General features: G+C 70.5%; 16 protein-coding genes and 1 pseudogene. 11 read left to right on the forward strand and 6 right to left on the reverse strand.

Features of this window, described 5'->3' with window-relative positions; translation table 11 throughout:
* Positions 1-217 precede the first annotated feature (217 nt).
* Positions 218-781 carry a dihydrofolate reductase family protein gene (locus tag EFE23_RS10375; RefSeq protein ID WP_123240685.1) on the forward strand — a complete coding sequence of 188 codons (564 nt, stop codon included), beginning with the start codon at positions 218-220 and terminating at the stop codon, positions 779-781.
* Between the two features lie 220 nt (positions 782-1,001).
* Here the strand turns inward: EFE23_RS10375 and EFE23_RS10380 are convergent, their stop codons facing one another.
* Positions 1,002-2,048, reverse strand: coding sequence for an ABC-2 membrane transporter-related protein (locus EFE23_RS10380; protein WP_233600942.1), 1,047 nt, complete (start codon positions 2,046-2,048; stop codon positions 1,002-1,004).
* 14 nt (positions 2,049-2,062) lie between these two features.
* Positions 2,063-2,983 carry an ABC transporter ATP-binding protein gene (locus tag EFE23_RS10385; protein WP_123240687.1) on the reverse strand — a complete coding sequence of 307 codons (921 nt, stop codon included), beginning with the start codon at positions 2,981-2,983 and terminating at the stop codon, positions 2,063-2,065.
* 187 nt (positions 2,984-3,170) lie between these two features.
* Here EFE23_RS10385 and EFE23_RS10395 point away from each other — a divergent pair, with 187 nt between their 5' ends.
* The 4 genes and pseudogenes from EFE23_RS10395 to EFE23_RS10415 all read left to right on the forward strand — a co-directional run bounded on the left by EFE23_RS10395 (position 3,171) and on the right by EFE23_RS10415 (position 6,101).
* Complete coding sequence (locus EFE23_RS10395; RefSeq protein WP_123240688.1) at positions 3,171-3,794, forward strand: hypothetical protein; 624 nt, start codon at positions 3,171-3,173, stop codon at positions 3,792-3,794.
* Between the two features lie 235 nt (positions 3,795-4,029).
* Positions 4,030-5,220 carry a helix-turn-helix domain-containing protein gene (locus EFE23_RS10400; RefSeq protein ID WP_123240689.1) on the forward strand — a complete coding sequence of 397 codons (1,191 nt, stop codon included), beginning with the start codon at positions 4,030-4,032 and terminating at the stop codon, positions 5,218-5,220.
* A gap of 369 nt (positions 5,221-5,589) precedes the next feature.
* Positions 5,590-5,886 (forward strand): annotated as a pseudogene (locus EFE23_RS10410) (hypothetical protein); the annotation flags it as partial.
* Positions 5,883-6,101: a hypothetical protein gene (locus tag EFE23_RS10415; RefSeq protein ID WP_123240692.1), complete on the forward strand. Its 219-nt coding sequence runs from the start codon at positions 5,883-5,885 to the stop codon at positions 6,099-6,101. The pseudogene EFE23_RS10410 and the gene EFE23_RS10415, both read left to right, overlap by 4 nt.
* Before the next feature lie 30 nt (positions 6,102-6,131).
* Here EFE23_RS10415 and EFE23_RS10420 read toward each other — a convergent pair whose 3' ends face one another.
* A complete protein-coding gene (locus EFE23_RS10420; protein WP_199737003.1) occupies positions 6,132-6,644 on the reverse strand; it encodes a DinB family protein in 513 nt (170 codons plus the stop codon).
* Positions 6,645-6,895: 251 nt separating this feature from the next.
* Here EFE23_RS10420 and EFE23_RS10425 point away from each other — a divergent pair, with 251 nt between their 5' ends.
* From EFE23_RS10425 to EFE23_RS10445, 5 genes are all read left to right on the forward strand, one after another.
* Complete coding sequence (locus EFE23_RS10425; RefSeq protein ID WP_123240743.1) at positions 6,896-7,459, forward strand: alpha/beta fold hydrolase; 564 nt, start codon at positions 6,896-6,898, stop codon at positions 7,457-7,459.
* A 774-nt stretch (positions 7,460-8,233) separates the two neighbouring features.
* Positions 8,234-9,106 (forward strand): multicopper oxidase family protein, encoded by an 873-nt coding sequence (locus EFE23_RS10430; RefSeq protein WP_158675844.1) that lies wholly within the window; start codon positions 8,234-8,236, stop codon positions 9,104-9,106.
* Positions 9,107-9,291: 185 nt separating this feature from the next.
* Positions 9,292-10,644, forward strand: a complete 1,353-nt coding sequence (locus tag EFE23_RS10435) for a multicopper oxidase domain-containing protein (protein ID WP_158675845.1) — start codon at positions 9,292-9,294, stop codon at positions 10,642-10,644.
* Positions 10,641-11,096, forward strand: coding sequence for a hypothetical protein (locus EFE23_RS10440; RefSeq protein ID WP_123240696.1), 456 nt, complete (start codon positions 10,641-10,643; stop codon positions 11,094-11,096). Before EFE23_RS10435 ends, EFE23_RS10440 begins: the two co-directional genes overlap by 4 nt.
* A 158-nt stretch (positions 11,097-11,254) precedes the next feature.
* Complete coding sequence (locus EFE23_RS10445; RefSeq protein WP_123240697.1) at positions 11,255-12,040, forward strand: helix-turn-helix transcriptional regulator; 786 nt, start codon at positions 11,255-11,257, stop codon at positions 12,038-12,040.
* A 19-nt stretch (positions 12,041-12,059) separates the two neighbouring features.
* On the opposite strand, the gene EFE23_RS10450 is transcribed toward EFE23_RS10445, so the two are convergent.
* The 3 genes from EFE23_RS10450 to EFE23_RS10455 all read right to left on the reverse strand — a co-directional run bounded on the left by EFE23_RS10450 (position 12,060) and on the right by EFE23_RS10455 (position 14,803).
* On the reverse strand, positions 12,060-13,742 hold the full coding sequence (locus EFE23_RS10450) for a long-chain-fatty-acid--CoA ligase (protein WP_123240698.1): 1,683 nt from the start codon (positions 13,740-13,742) through the stop codon (positions 12,060-12,062).
* Positions 13,743-13,849: 107 nt separating this feature from the next.
* A complete protein-coding gene (locus EFE23_RS28465; protein ID WP_148058428.1) occupies positions 13,850-14,020 on the reverse strand; it encodes a DUF4175 domain-containing protein in 171 nt (56 codons plus the stop codon).
* 69 nt (positions 14,021-14,089) lie between these two features.
* Positions 14,090-14,803, reverse strand: a complete 714-nt coding sequence (locus EFE23_RS10455) for a polyamine aminopropyltransferase (protein WP_123240699.1) — start codon at positions 14,801-14,803, stop codon at positions 14,090-14,092.
* A 174-nt stretch (positions 14,804-14,977) separates the two neighbouring features.
* On the opposite strand from EFE23_RS10455, the gene EFE23_RS10460 reads away from it, so the two are divergent.
* The gene (locus EFE23_RS10460) at positions 14,978-15,982 is read left to right on the forward strand and encodes an alcohol dehydrogenase catalytic domain-containing protein (RefSeq protein ID WP_199737005.1); all 1,005 of its coding nucleotides are present in this window, start codon (positions 14,978-14,980) and stop codon (positions 15,980-15,982) included.
* Positions 15,983-16,212 lie beyond the last annotated feature (230 nt).

The raw sequence follows: 16,212 nt of genomic DNA on the forward strand, positions 1-16,212 counted from the left end.
GGTCAGACCACAAGGGCCGACAACGTGGTCGCTCTCCCCACCAGCAACCCAGCTTGCCGCACCCCGACCACCAGCGGCAAGCCACTCACCACGCCCACCGACCACATGTCCCGGCTACGCCAGGACGCTGCCGCACACGTGGTCAAGGACCGAGTTTCGTCTCAGCAGGCGAGGGTGACATCCCAATCGGGTCCTACGTGCACCGGGAGGTAGAGGCATGGCAAAGCTGATCTACGTGACCAATGTGTCGCTAGACGGCTATATCGAGGACGAGAGCGGAGACTTCGCCTGGTTCCCGCCCGACGGCGAGGTATTCACGTTCACCACCGACCTTCTGCGGTCGGTGGGTACCTTCCTTTACGGGCGGCGCCTGTACGAGTCGATGGCTGTCTGGGAAACGGACGCCACTCTGGCCGCGCAGTCCGGCCTCATGGCTGACTTCGCGGGCGCCTGGCAAGCGGCGAACAAGATCGTCTACTCCACGACCCTCACCGCGGTGTCAACGGCCGCCACCAGTTTGGAACGCCGTTTCGACCCCGTCGTCGTAGACCAGCTGAAGGCCACGGCCGGCAGCGATATCACCGTTGGAGGCGCCAACCTGGCGGCGCAGGCCATGCGGGCTGGACTGGTCGACGAGTGCCAGTTGTTCGTCTGGCCCACGGCCGTGGGAGGCGGCAAGCCGGGGCTACCTACCGGCCTGCGCACCGACTTCGCGCTCCTCGACGAGCGCAGATTCCAGAACGGCGTCGTCCACCTCCGTTACCGCCCTCTCGGCCACTGACCAGGGTCACCACCCTGATCTGGGCGCCGCGGCCGGTGTGACGAGCGCCCGCCAACCCATCCGCCGCAGATGAGACCCATGAGCGTTCGCGGGCTGCTTCCCAAGCATCGGAGGTCCGTCGCACGACCGAGTGAACCCCTCGGCAGGAGCGGACAGTGCGTCATGGTCAAGATGGTCGGCCGGCATACCGGCCGACCATCTTCGTTCGGGTTGGCTGGGGTCAGCCCGCGCTGAGGTTGGTGCGGCGGACGATCCACCAGACGGCGGCGAGGGCCACCGCGGTCAGGCCCAGATAGCCGGTCGCGACGATCAGATGGAATTCGGGGATCCGGCTGCCCGGCTGGTACTGCAGGTGCTGCTGGAGATGGAGGTTCGAGAGGCAGGAGAGCATCCGGCCGCTGTCGTTGTCGGGCGGGCAGAGGCGTTGCAGTTCGACGCCGCTGAGCTGCCGCCCAGTGGCGTCGAACGCGCCGGACGGCCCGTCGGCGCCGTAGTCGATCATGCCGCCCTTGACGACCAGGGCGTTGTCGCGCAGCGGGCCGCGGTCCGGCCCGTCCATCTGGAGGTGCACGGACAGCGGCTTCATGAGGGTGGGGTAGTGCCACTGGACGAAATAGGTCAGACCGATGAAGCCCGCGATCACGGCGAACACGGCGGGGAGCGTGCGTCTGATCGCGGCGCCGAGCGCGGCGCCGACCGCGAACCAGCAGATGCTGATCACGACCGGCAGCATCGCGGTGTTCAAGAACGGCACGTGGTCGAACAGGGTCACCGGAGCGACCTGGGTCTCCAGGTGCGCCAGGTGGTCGCTGACGCCGGCGACGGCCGCGGTCACCGCCGCCACGAACAGGCCGAGTATGCCCAGCTTGGTCCACAGCCAGCGCTGCGGGGAGAAGTCCTGGCTCCAGGCCAGCAGCAGGGTCCGCTGCTCGTGCTCCCTGGTCAGCACCGGGACGCCGATGAACAAGCCGATCAGCAGCGGCATGTACTGCACCAGCCGCGACAGGGCACCCAAGGTCAAGACCAGGTTCGAGGACCCGGCGAGCCGCTCGCCCTGCGGGGAGTGCTCCGGGCAGAACGTCTCGTGGCACTGGTGCCACAGGTCCGTCAGTGCCATGGACAGGTAGGTCATCCAACCCACCAGGACCGCGGCCAGGACGAGCGTGCCGATCAGGGTCCAGCGGTGCTGACGCCAGGTCAGCCACAGCAGACCGCGGACGCCGCCGGCGGAGCCGAGATCGTCCTGGTGGTTCGTTGGGGCGGGCACTTGGGTGACCGGGCTCATGCTGCTGTCTCCAGATCACGGTGTGCCTTGGACGATGCCTTCAGGTAGGTCAGGATCAGCTCGTCCAGGGTTATGGGCTGGGTGCTCCAGCCGGGGGCGACGACGGCGTGCGCCACCGGTGCCGCCGGCTGCCGGAGGACGAACGTGGACTGGCGGTCGGTGTGCTGCGCCTGGACGATCGCGCCCGGGCCAGGTGGCTGGTCCGCGCGGGGCCCGGTCAGCCGCACGTGGCTGTCGAGCAACTCCTCGACATCGCCGGTGAGCACGGGTCGGCCCGCGTCGAGCAGCAGCAGATGGTCACCGACGCCACTGAGCTCGGCGATGATGTGGGTCGACAGCATGATGGTCATGTCGCTGTCGGCGGCCTCCGCCATGAGTTCGCCGGTCACCTCGGTGCGGGCCACCGGGTCCAGGTTCGCAAGCGGCTCGTCCAACAGCAGCACCGCCGGGCGGGAGCCCAGGGCGACCGCCAGGGCGACCTGCGCCCGCTGCCCGCCGGAGAGCTTGCCGCAGCGGCGGTCCAGGGGGATGTCGAAGCGCTGGAGCCACGACAGCGCCCGCCGCTGGTCCCACACGCGGTTCATCGACCTGCCGAAGCGGAGCATGTCCGACACACTGAAGTCCCGGTACAGCGGCTTGTCCTGCGCCAGGATCGCGACCCGGCTCCCGGCGGAACCACCCGCGTCGGTGGACCTGCCCTTCACCACCGGTCGGCCGTGGACCAGCAGCGAGCCGCAGGTGACCGCCAACGTACCGGCGATGGTGCTCATCAGCGTCGACTTGCCCGCGCCGTTCGCGCCGACCAGCGCGATGATGCGGTTGGCGGGCAGTTGGAAGCTGCATTCCCGTACTGCCCAGACGGTGCCGTAGCGCCTGCCCAGGTCGCGGGCCTCCACCGCGATGGACTGCTCGCTCATGCGGCGCCTTCCTTCTTCTGGAACCCAGCGCCCGGTGCCGGTTCTGCCTGCGTGCGGTCGCCGCCAGTCCGGGCCCGGCGCGCAGAGTTCTCCACGATCACCGAGGCGAGCAGCGCCTGGACGTCCTCGTCCTCCAGACCGGCCTCGCGGGCCTGGCCGCGAGACGGCTTCCTGCGATCATGGCAGCGTGCCCGGATTCAGTTTCAAGACGTCGTGGCTGGCTGTGCGAGACCGGGCGCCAGGGGAGGTTGCCGACGCCCTTGGTTTGCACGACCGGGAGGTCCTCGACTGGGCCACCGGCACCGACCGGGCCTACCGCTACGGCGTCTACGTGGCCGCACCGCTGCCAGGCTGGACCCTCGCCCACGGCCGGCTGCACATGCCGGCGGGCTTCGACGCGACTGAGCCGCCCTTCCCCGACTGGCTCAGTGAACTGAGCCGGCATCTTGGCGAGGTGCAGTTCTTCGCCAACGAACGGGTCCCGGACTATCACGCCTGGGCCAAAGCCCGGGACGGTGAGCTGTTGCGCGCCTACTGCTGGATCGGCGAGCGAGGTGAGGTGCCACTGTTCGTCGGTGATCCAACACCCGACGAGATCGAATTGGGCATCGGAATCCGCGGTATGGAACCCGGGCGGGAACACTGGTCGGACGACGAGTGGATAGACTGGTACGCCACGACGCCGTCCGAGTTCGACGTGATGGCGATGGCCGGCCGCTGGAGCATCGACCCGAGCAGGATCGACGACGCCACCGTGACTGCGACGGGCATTTACGGGTTACCGCCGTCGGTCGAACACGTCTCGCGATGACAACCCGCGTTGAGGGACCTCCGCCCCCTAACCGGCAGCCCGATCAGAGCTGGAAAGACCAGGTGTTACGACTCCGCGATGCTTCCTCGTGTCAGTCCTGGAAGGAGCGGAAAATGATGCTCTGGACTGACAGTGACGCGATCCGACCTGAGCGGGGTACCGTCCGAGGGGCGGCTCGCCAGCATCTGGACTGGCTCCGCAGTCCCAGTCCTCTCCCTGGGAAGCAGGCGAAGGTATGGCTACCAAGACCGACACGATCGGTGCCCGGATCCGCTACTGGAGGATGCGCCGTGGCGGGATGAGCCAAGCCGTCCTCGCCGGTCTCGCGGGTGTCAGCCAGTCTTACATCTCGCAGGTCGAGTCCGGCCGCAAGACCATTGACCGCCGTTCCACCCTGGTAGCCATCGCTGCAGCCTTACAGGTCACCGTGGCTGACCTGCTCGGCCAGGGCACCGAGCTCGGCGATCCGGCCCGGGAGCGCGCCGCCGAGTGCGTCCCGGCGATCTGGTCCGCCCTCATCGAGATCGAGGACGGCGAGCGCCGACCGTTGACCCGGACCCGGGAGGAGTTGTCCGCCGACGTCGCGCGCAGCGACCAGCTCCGCAACCGATCCAACTACCCGGCGATGGCCCGCATGCTGCCTGGTCTGCTGTTGGAGGCCGCCGCAGTCGGAGGAACCACGCTGGCCCAGGTGGCGTACCAGGCGTCGACGTGCCTGCGGCATCTCGGGTACCGGCACCTGGCACTTAACGCCGCACGGGTGGCCGTGGCCGCCGCCGAGGAGGTCGAGGAACCGGCGTGGCTGGGGGCGTCCCGATTCGCGTACGCGCAGAGCCTGCCGATCGAGGCCGCGCCCCTGGCGGCCAGGGCTGCCGACCGGTCGCTGGCGGAGCTTCAGTCCGCCGCCGCCGACGAGCGGGTCCGGCAGATGCTCGGTCAACTACATCTCTCGGCCGCCTTGACCTCCACGGTAAGTGGGCGAGCGGACCTCGCTCGTGACCACCTCGCTGAAGCGGCGCGCGAGGCGGCGACCCTCGGGGATCCGCCCGACGGCGCCGGATTCAACGGCTGCGGATTCGGGCCGACGAACGCGTGCCTTTGGGAGATGTCCATCGCGGCGGAGTCTGGTGAGCCGGGCCGGGTGGTCGAGCTGTCCCGGACCGTGCGGCCGCAGGTGCTTGTGGCATCGAATCGCCAGATGTCGTACTGGGTCGACCTCGGTCGTGCGCTGGCCGAGTCCGGCCGCCGGGACGCCGAGGCACTGGCGGCGTTCGTGCGAGCGGAACAAGCCGCGCCGGTGCCGTTCGCGCTGAACCCCCTCGTTCAGGACGCCGTTGTGGCGATGGTGCAACGGGTGAAGCGGCGGGCCGTGCCGAACGAATTGCGACTGCTCGCCGGCCGCCTGGGCATCAACCTGGCCTCATAACCAACGGTAATTCCGCCATTACCAATCGATCCTACTGTCCGATTCGGAGGTGATGTTCGCCTCCTGTAGTCGGGTGCGGCGGATTCTCACGGGCTGACCGTTCGCGCCTCAATCGGCGGAGGTGGGAATGGGCGGTAGGCGTGACCCCGGCAGGCGGAGCCTGGGCCAGCAGGTTCAGGCGGTTGAGCACGAGGCGGCGAGGCGGCGCATCCCCGCCTTGGCCGAGTTGGATCGGCTACCGGTCGAGCCAATTGACCGGGCGGTGTCGGGCGAGCGGTCCCGCTCCAGTAGAAGCGGCAGCTACTTGGCGGCACCACGCGTCGCGTACGAGGCGTACCTACTTGCCGTCGCGCTGACTCTGGCTCGGCGGCACCGGCCCGTCTGGTCGTGGCAGAGGTGGCGGCGCATCTGCCGGTGCGGCGCCGACCTGCCCTGCCACACCCGACACCGCATCCCGATCAGCCGTGGGCACTGGCCGGCGGGGGACGCGCGGTGAACCAGGAGCAGCAGATCCTCGACGTACACCTGCGGGGCCTCGACGGCATGTGCGTGGGTTGCCGGGCGTGGTGGGGGCGGCTGACTCCGTACCCGTGCTGGCAGGTGGAGTGGGCGACCAGCCGGCGGGCGCGGGCGGTCACGGCGCGGTTCCTGGGGGTTCGGGCGTGACCACCCACGGACCTGTCCTGCCGATCTGGAGCTGCGGTGGGTGCGGGGCGCCATGGCCCTGCCCGACCCGGCGGCGGGAGTTGCGGGCGGAGTTCGCGGACGCGCCGATCTCGCTGGCGCTGTACATGGGCGCGCAGCTTGTCCGGGCGAGCGCGGACCTGACCTGGGCGCCGGCCGGCACGCTTCATCGCCGGTTCCTCGGCTGGCTGCGGTGAGCCGCACGCCGCCAGCGCCTCGTCGTGACGTTACGCGGAGTTGATCAGCCAGGTCCGGCCGTCGGTGAGTTCCCGGACCGCGTCCAGGTGGCCCGCGTGGCAGGCGGTTTCGCTGATCACGTGCAGGATGACCTCCCGGACGCTGTCCAGCCGCCAGTCGCCGAACTGGTCCGGCGGCCACCAGGCCGGTGCGGCGTCCAGCGGGGCGGCGGCGATGACGGCGTTGGCGCGGTCGATCTCCCGCCGGTAGCGCTCCAGCACCTCGACGGCCGGGATGTCCGGGTCCACCTGCCAGGCGTCCGCCGTCCCGCTCAGCGCGGCGATGGCCTCCGCCTCGCCGTCGACGACGCAGCGGAACCAGAACCTTTCGACGTCCTCGGTGAGGTGGCGAACCAGGCCGAGGCAGCTCCATCCCGACGGCAGTACCGGCCGGCGGAGGGCGGCCTCGTCGAGGCCCTCCAGGATGCCGAGCACGTGCCGGCGTTGGCCGTCCAGGTGCTTCATAAGCAGTTCGTTCTCCGCCGGCGTGGATGGTTGTGCCACAGGATCCTCCTCATCTCGGGGCGACGCCGCTGTCCGTCGCGCGTCTGCCGCTGGATCGACTCGGTACAGCTGACGATCGGCCCCGCCACTTCCGGACAGGGGCGGTCGCCCAGAATCAGCGCCTCCCGCGCCGTGCGCGGGATGTCGGACCCGTTCGGCAGGATGAGGGCATCAGGACCGCCTGAGCGGGGCACCAGTGGAATGCGGGGGTGCACCGGGTGGGCGCTCACGGCGGGGGAGAGGGGATCGCGATGGCAGGGACCCGGCAGATTCTGTTCATCCAGGGCGGCGGCGCCGGTGTGCACGACGAGTGGGACCACAAGCTCGTCGACAGCCTGAGGCGGGAGCTCGGGGACGGGTACGAGGTCCGCTATCCGCGCATGCCCGACGAGGACGACCCTAGCTACGCGAGGTGGAGCGCGGCCATCCGGCGTGAGCTGGCGGGCCTGGACGACTGCGCAGTCGTCGCCGGCCATTCGGTGGGCGCGACGATCCTCGTCAACACGCTGGCAGAGCGGCCACCGGAGCGGGAGCTGGCGGCGATCGTGCTGATCGCCGCTCCGTTCGTCGGTGCTGCCGGCTGGCCCGGCGACGAGTTCGAGCTGCCGCAGGATCTCGGCGCGAGGCTGCCACAAGGCGTGCCGGTGCATGTGTTTCATGGACTCCAGGACGAGACCGCCCCGCCGTCGCATGCTGAGCTGTACGCCCACGCCATCCCTCAGGCGCAGCTGCACCGGCTGCCCGGGCGCGATCACCAGCTTGACAACGACCTGAGCGAGGTGGCGAAGACGCTCGGTCGTCCTGACCGGCTCTGACGCGGGAGTTGCGCGCGGAGTTCGCGGACGCGCCGGTGTCGCTGGCGCTGTACCTGAGGGCTCACTCGTCCGGGCGAGTGCGGACCTGACCTGTGCACCTGCCGGCACGCTTCATCGGCCGTTCCCCGGCTGGCTGCGCTGAGCATCCTGCGCGCCGCGGACGGCAAATTCCACTACAGCGACGGGTCGCACCGGCGGACCCGTTACGACCCGGCGGCGTGGGCCGAGCAGGTCCGCCAGCACAAGCAAGGCCATCTCCGGAACGAGCGCCCGAGGGGTACCGGCGGTAGAGGTGGGACGCGCCGCGCACGGTCCAGAGCGGCACCAGATCGTCGGCGGGCAGCGCTGACACGGCGACCCCGCCTACGGCCAGCGTCCACCGGGGACCGTCCGTGCCGGTGTCCTGCGCCCTGAGGTCGAGCACGACAGTGTCCGCGAGCGTGCCCCGGGCCCGGTCGAGCCGCACCGCCGCCGCGAGCGCGTGACGTGCTGGCCGTCGGGTTTTCGTGTGGCGACCATCCCATTCACTTTTGACGACGGCAGTAGTAAAAACTAGTCGAATAGTTTTTAAGCGCCCCGAGAGAGGGTGTCATGTTGAGAAAGCAGCTTTTGACGATGGCGGTGGCCTTCGCAACCGCCCTCGCGGTCCCCGTCTGGCTCGCCCCGGCCGGGGCATCGGTCCCGTCCGGGACCACCAGCGCCCACGATGCGCACGAGGCGCACGGCAGCGCGACCACGTCGTCCTCAGCGTCGGAATCGGACCACGGCGCAGCCGTGGACTGGAAGACCATGGACGAGCAGATGGCGAAGCGGGACAAGTCGTTCCCGGCAGCCACCAAGGGCGAAGGTGGCAAGGACCTCGCGCCCACCGTCCTTGCCGACGGGACCAAGGAATTCCACCTCACCGCCGCGCCGACGAAGTGGGAGGTCGAGCCGGGCAAGATCGTCGACGCCTTCGCCTTCAACGGAACGGTGCCGGGCCCGACGATCCACGTGAACGTCGGCGACAAGGTCAAGATCGTGGTCGAGAACCAACTCCCCGAGTCGACCAGCGTGCACTGGCACGGCATGCAGGTGCCCAACGACATGGACGGCGTGCCCGACGTGACCCAGGACCCGATCCAACCGGGCAAGAGCTTCACGTACACCTGGGACGCGACGCGCCCGATGGTCACCTGGTACCACTCGCACCACAACGGGACCAAGCAGGTGACCAGCGGCCTGTACGGCGGCATCGAGGTGGGTGACATCCCGACACCGAACAACATCAAGCCGAGCCAGGTCGTGCTGATGCAGGTGCAGGACGCCGGCACCATCGGCATGACGATCAACGGGAAGTCGTTCCCGGCCACCAAGCCGATCGACGCGCACCTCGGCGACTGGGTCGAGATCACGTACATCAACGTGGGCACCATGGAGCACCCGATGCACCTGCACGGGGTCGACCAACTGGTGATCGCCAAGGACGGGTTCCCGTTGCCCGCGCCGTACAAGGCCGACACCGTCCCGGTGTCGCCCGGCGAGCGCTACACCGTCCTGGTGCACGCCGACGCCAAGGGCACCTGGGCGTTCCACTGCCACATCTTCCCGCACTCCGAAGGGTCGCAGGGGATGTTCGGCCTGTTCACCTTGATGCGCATTTCCTGACCGGGCAGTGACCTCGCTCGGAGACCAGCTTCCACCATCCCCGCTGTGGCATGTCATGCGACTTGGAGGTTCCTGCCGTGCCCCTCAACTCATCAAGCCCTCCGGTACCGGATTCCCCGGAACCCCTGTCTTCGGACCCGGCCGGTCGCGGCGGCATCGCGGCCTGGCTCGGCGACCTGTTCCCGATGCTCACCAGCGGCGTCGCGCTGGGCCTGCTCATCGGCTTCGTCTTCGTCGGGCTGGCGCAGCCGCACAGCGCCTTGGAGCTGTCCGCCTCGGGAGAGACGGCCGCCGCGAGCGCGGGCGGGTCCGCCCCGGGCGCCGGCAAGAAGCTCAGCTTCGACATCGAGCTGGGCGACATGTACGTCAAGCCCGCCTCGATCAGCGTGCCGCGCGGGGCGGATGTGACGGTCAACGTCACCAACAAGGGCAACCAGCAGCACACCCTCTCGCTGGAGGGCGTGGACACCCCGTTGCTCGACCCGGGCAGTTCATCGACCGTCCACTGGGGTGTGATCAGCAAGTCCACCCAGGCGTGGTGCCTGGTGCCGGGCCACAAGGACGCCGGCATGCTGCTGGCGATCAATGTCGAGGGCGAGCCGGCGCAGGCCGCGCCGGGCGGCGCCGCGGACAGCGCCGGTGGGGGCAACGACGCGACGATCGACGCCAGCGCCAAGCCGTCCGCCGACTGGAAGCCGGTCGACCCGACGCTCCGGCCCGTCGAGCGCGGCACCACGCACAACGTCACGCTGCACGTCCAGGAGAAGACCATGGAGGTCGCGCCGGGCGTCAAGCAGGTCCGGTGGACCTACAACGGCACGGCCCCCGGGCCGGTCCTGCACGGCAAGGTCGGCGACGTGTTCAACGTCCGCCTCGTCAACGACGGCACGATGGAGCATTCCATCGACTTCCATGCCTCGAAGGTGGCGCCCAACATCCAGATGCGGACGATCAAGCCCGGCGAGTCGCTGGACTACCAGTTCAAGGCCCAGTTCGCCGGCATTTTCACGTACCACTGCGGGGCCGACCCGATGATCTACCACATGGGTAACGGCATGTACGGCGCCGTGGTCGTCGACCCGCCGAATCTCACCAAGGTGGACAAGGAGATTGTCCTCGTCCAGTCCGAGCTGAACCTCGGACCGCAGGGCCAGCCCGGTGACCTGAAGAAGATGATGGCGGGCACGGACGACGCGGTCGTCTTCAACGGCTACTACAACCAGTACGCGTTCGCCCCGATCAAGGTCGCTCCCGGTGCGCGGGTCCGGGTTTGGCTCGACAACGCCGGCCCCAACCAGAACATGGCCTTCCACGTCGTCGGCACGATCTTCGACACGGTGTGGAAGGAAGGCGCGTACCGGTTGCGGCCCGGCAACGCGGAGCAAGGCGGATCGCAGACCCTCGACCTGCAGCCCACCCAGGGTGGCTTCGTCGAGTTCACCCTGCCTGACGCGGGGACGTACCCGTTCATCACGCACAAGATGATGAACATGTCCCGCGGCGCGCTCGGCATCTTCCAGGTAGGAGGCAACAAGTGAGCGCCACGACCGAGGTCACCCCCACCACCAGCGCACCCGTTCCGGCCTTCGGCGGCGGCACGGTCACGGCGGTACGGAACACCGCGCTGCTCGCCCTCGCCGCGGGGTGCTCCGTACTGGCCGGCTTGATCCACTACGCCGTGGTGCCGGAGCACCGGACCGAATGGGTCGGGTACGCCGCGTTCTTCACCCTGCTCGGGGCGTTCCAGCTGATCTGGGCCGCCGCAGTCTGGGCGCTCCCGCGTCCCTGGCTGTTCAGCCTCGGCGTGGTGATCAACGCCGCCGCGATCGCCCTGTGGGCGGTCAGTCGTACGGCCGGCCTTCCGCTCGGCCCGGAGGCGGGCGAACCTGAAGCGGTTGGCGTCATCGACGTGCTCTGCGTTATCGCCGAGGCGGTGGCCCTCACCGGCACGGTCGCGGCGCTGTGGGGTTCGGTCCGCCGACGGAGCTGAAGCGACAGCACCGAGGGGCCGCGGACAACGTCCGCGGCCCCTTCCGCTGTCGCCGTCGTGCGGACGCCAGGGATCGTTCGAGGCCGCGAGATCGGAGTGTCGCCTGCTGCGTCTTCCGTCACCTAATTCCTACTAGTAAGTTCGGCTAAAATAGCCGTGTGTCTGGGCAGGCGTTGAATCACCCCGATCCGGCCCCCGTGCTCGGTGAGAGCCGCAGCCGGGTGTTGGAGGTGCTGCGGGCGGCGGGGGAGCCGGTGGCGGTCCACGACGTCGCGGAGCGTAGCGGCCTGCACCGGAACACGGCCCGCTTCCACCTGGACGGGTTGGTCGACGCGGGTCTTGTCGAGCGGGAGGCCGAGGACCGCAGCGTGCCGGGCCGTCCCCGGATCGTGTACCGCGCGCTCGTCAGCGACGTGCCGGCGGGTCAGCGCAACTATCGGCTGCTGGCCGAGATGTTGACCAGCGTCGTCGCCGACACGCTGCCCGAGCCTGACCGGGCCGCAGTGACGGCCGGCGAGGCCTGGGGGCGTTACCTGGTCGATCGGCCGGCGCCGTCGCAGCGGATCGATGCGGCAGAGGCAGTGCGGCGTCTCTCGACGGTGCTGGCGGATGCCGGGTTCGCGCCGGGGCCGGCAGAGGGTGCGACGAGTCCGGTGATTCCGTTGCGGCACTGCCCGTTCCGTGAGATCGCCGAGCAGCACCGCGAGGTGGTCTGCTCGTTGCACCTGGGTCTGATGCGAGGGGCGCTTGCGGAGATGCGGGCGCCGTTGGTCGCCGACCGCCTGGACCCGTTGGTGCAACCATCGCTGTGCCTGGCGCATCTGGATCGCGCTCCGCGCCGGCCGGTGGACGCGGGCAGCGCTACCCCCTCCGTGGGGCGCCGGGTCGGCCGGAAGCCCGCAGCGAACGACCCGCGACCCGGCGCCGCCCCGCACACTCGTTGAGGCGGGTGAAGCAGGCGGCTCACTCCTCGGCGAGCAGCCTGTCGCGCACCTCGCGGCGGAGGATCTTGCCGATCTGGGAGCGGGGCAGGTCCTCGACCACCACGATCCGGCGGGGCACCTTGTAGCCGGCGAGGTGCTGGCGGCAGGCCGACCGGACCGACTCGGGCTCGGCGCCCACGCCCGGGTCGAGGACCACGACCGCGACCACGTCCTCGCCGCCGGAGGCGGCGGGCAGTCCGACGGCGGCGGCCTCGCGGACGCCGGGGATACGCCCCAGCGCCTCCTCCACCTCAGACGGGTAGACGTTGAAGCCGCCGGTGATGATCAGTTCCTTGATCCGGTCCACCACGGTCACGAAGCCGTCGCCGTCCATGGTGACGATGTCGCCGGTACGCAGCCAGCCGCCGGGCAGCAGCACCTTGGCCGTCTCCTCCGGACGGTTCCAGTAGCCGGTGAACACCTGCGGCCCGCGGACCAGCAGCTCCCCGGCCTCGCCGGGGGCGCGGTCGCGGGTGGGCTCCTCCGGGTCGACGATGCGGACCTCGGTGGACGGGAACGGCACCCCGACGGTGCCGGGGCGGCGGGTCGGGGCGACCGGGTTGCCCAGGGTGATGGGGGACGTCTCGGTCATCCCGTACCCCTCGACGAGCAGGCCGCCGGTCACCGACTCCCAGAGGTCCACCGTGGCCGGTGGCAGCGCCATGGCGCCGGAGATGGCGTACCGGATCGAGGTGAGGTCGACGCCGCGTTCCCGGGCGGCGGTGGCCAGCCGCTGGTAGATCGGCGGGACGGCGGGCAGGAAGGTCGGCGGGCGGCGGCGGACCGCGTCGAGCACCTGATCGAGGTCGAAGCGGGGGAAGAGCACCAGGGTGGCCCCGATGCTCACCGAGAAGGTCAGGCACAGCGTCAGCCCGTACGCGTGGAACAACGGCAGCACCGCGTACACGGTCTCTTCCCCGTCGCGCAGGCCCGGCACCCAGGCGCGGCCCTGCGCGGCGTTGGCCCGCAGGTTGCGGTGGGTGAGGATGGCCCCCTTCGGTACGCCGGTGGTGCCGCCGGTGTACTGCAGCAGCGCGACGTCGTCGACGCCGGGCCCGGGGTGGTCGGCGGGCAGCGGCGGTACGGCGGCGACCAGCGCCGACCAGTCGCTCGCGCCGGGTGCGGGGGCGGTCATCGCGGCGCGGGCGGCGCGCACCTTGGGCAGCGGGAGCCGCAGCGCCCAGCGCTTGAGCCGGGGCAGCGCCCCGGTCAGGTCGACCGCGACCACGGTCTGCACCGCGGCCTGCCCGGCGACCAGCGGGGCGACCTTGTCCCAGACGATCGCCACCCGGGCGCCGTGGTCGGTGAGCTGGTGGGCCAGCTCCTCGGCGGTGTAGAGCGGGTTGTGCTCGACCACGATCGCGCCGAGGCGCAGCACCGCGTAGAAGGCGACCACGTGCTGCGGGCAGTTGGGCAGCACCAGGGCCACCCGGTCGCCGCGCCCGACGCCGAGCCGGCGCAGCGCCTCGGCGGCCCGGGACACCTGGTCGGCCAGTTCGGCGTAGCTGGTGGTGGCGCCGTAGAAGTCCAGCGCCACCCGGGGGCCGAACCGGCGGGCCGCGTCGGTCAGCAGGTCCACCAGCGAGCCGGACGGCTCGGCGACGGTGGCCGGCACGCCCGGGGCGTAGCTGCGGGTCCAGGGGCGCTCCGCGGTCACGTCCATCGCCGTCTCTCCTCGCTCACCGGATGACGGCCTCAGCCTAACTTAACCAGCCGGTAACCTACGCTCACGTAGGTTGCTGACTTCGTCACACGGGCAGGGCCACCGGGTCAGCGGTGGGACCGTTGCACCACCTGCCGGCCCCGGACGAAGGCGTAGACGATCACCGCGATCAGCGCGATGACGCCGATGATGAGGAGCCAGCGGACCGCCTCCAGGAACAGCCCGAGCAGGATGAGGATCGCGGCGACGACGCCGACCACCCAGAGCAGTGCGCGCATGTCCGACCTCCCGTATCGACGGCAGGCCAGCCGTCTTCCCGTTCCCGGACGGACAATGCGCCGCAGCGGTCAGAAGCGGGCCACGTAGACGGTGTTCGCGGCCTCGCGGCCCTGCAACGGGTTGGGGAAGCGGACGACGTGCGCCACCGAGGTCGGGAACACCTCGGTCAGCACCCGCTGGAACGCCGGGTCGGGCGGGTCGTTCGACCAGAGCGCGAAGACGCCGTCCCGGTGCAGCAGCGCGGCGAGCCGGCGCAGCCCGTCGACCGTGTAGAAGTCCGCGTGGCTGGGGTGCAGCACCTGGCGGGGGGAGTGGTCCACGTCGAGCAGCACCGCGTGGAATCGCCGGCCCGGCGACTCGGGGTCGAAACCCGCGCCGGACGCGACCGCCGCGAAGAAGTCCTCCCGGACGAACCGGGTACGCGGGTCGGCGGCGAGCCCGGCGGTGAACGGCAGCAGGTCCCGGCGGTGCCAGTCGATCACGTCCTCGATCGCCTCGACCACCAGCAGATTGCGTACCCGGGGATCCTCCAGCGCGGTGCGCGCGGTGTAGCCGAGGCCGAGCCCGCCGACCACCACGTCCAGGGGCTGCTCGGCGAGCGGGGCCAGCCCGAGCCGGGCGAGCTCGATCTCCGCGACCGGGAAAAGGCTGGACATCAGGAACTCGTCGTCGAGCTTCACCTCGTACACGTCGACGTCGAGCGAGGGGTCGCGGCGCCGGCGCAGGCTGATCTCGCCGATCGGGGTTTCCCGCCAGGCCAGTTCCTCGAATCGCGCACCCACCCGGTGGTCCTCTCCGCCGATCCCGTCACCGGATGTTACCGGCCCGCCTGGTTGGCGCGCGGTTTTCCGCCGCCGCCGGCATTGCCCGGCTTGTTCCGGGTACGCCTACGGCTCCAGTTCGGCACAGCGACATCGAGCCGTCGCGGGCGAGGAGAGGGGTGCGAGGTGGCGGAGATGCTGGCCGGACGGCTGCACGTGGCCGAACGGGCGCTGCGGATGGAGTCGGTGCCGGTGCCCGAACCCGGCCCCGGACAGGTCCGGATCAAGGTGGCCGCGGCCGGGGTGTGCCTGTCCGACGTGCACCTGATCGACGGCACGCTGACCCCGCTCCACCTGCCCGGTGACGTGGTCACGCTCGGTCACGAGGTGGCCGGGGTGGTGGACGCGCTCGGCGACGGCGTGACGGGCTGGGAGCCGGGCCAGCCGGTGCTGCTCCAGGCGGGGGAGCGGGACCGGCGCGGCACCCTGCTCACCCGGGGCGTCGACTACGACGGCGGGTGGGCCGAGTACGCCCTGGCCCGCGAGGACACCCTCGTGCTGGTCCCCGCCGGCATGCCCTTCGAGCACGCCTGCATCATTCCCGACGCGGTCTCCACCCCATGGGCGGCGGTGACCGACACCGCGCGTACCCGGCCGGGGGAGGCGGTCGGAGTGTGGGGCGTCGGCGGCCTGGGCGCGCACGCGGTGCAGCTGCTGCGGCTGATCGGCGCGGCGCCGATCGTCGCGGTGGATCCGCTGCCCGCGGCCCGGGACCGGGCTGTGACCCTCGGCGCCGACCTCGCCCTTGACCCGAAGGACGGCGGCTTCCGGGACGCCCTGCTGGAGGTCACCGCGGCCCGGGGGCTGGACGTCGCGTTCGACTTCGCCGGTGTCACCCCGGCGCGCGAGCAGGCCATGACCGTGCTCGGCGCGCAGGGTCGACTGGTGCTCGCCGGCATCGCCAACGAGGCGGTCACCATCCCGTCGGACACCCGGTTCAACTACGGGCGGCAGGCCGTGCTGGGCCACTACGGCTCGGAGGCCGAACACGTCGACCAGCTGGTGACGCTCGCCGCATTGGGCCGGTTCGACCTGACCACCTCGATCAGCGACGTCCTGCCGCTGGCCGACGCGCCGGAGGCGGTGCGCCGGGTGCACGACAAGCAGGGCAACCCGATCCGCTTGATCCTGCGACCGTGACCGGGTCCGCAGCCGCGGATCGCCGCACCGGGCCGGGACTGCCGGCAGCCTCGGGCGCCCCGCGCGGGGGCAGGCCGGCAGGCACTGCCGGCACCTGCGAACTTGATGACGCAGACGACTCGGGCCGGGCCGGGCCGCCGGGTCGCCGGCACGGGGGCGTGGCGATCCGTTCACGTCATCAAGTTCGTAGCCGCGAAAGAGTTGTCCCGCGGCCCGGCACGCCGCCGCCC

It is taken from the genome of Micromonospora solifontis, assembly GCF_003725545.1.
Classification (GTDB): Bacteria; Actinomycetota; Actinomycetes; order Mycobacteriales; family Micromonosporaceae; genus Micromonospora; species Micromonospora solifontis.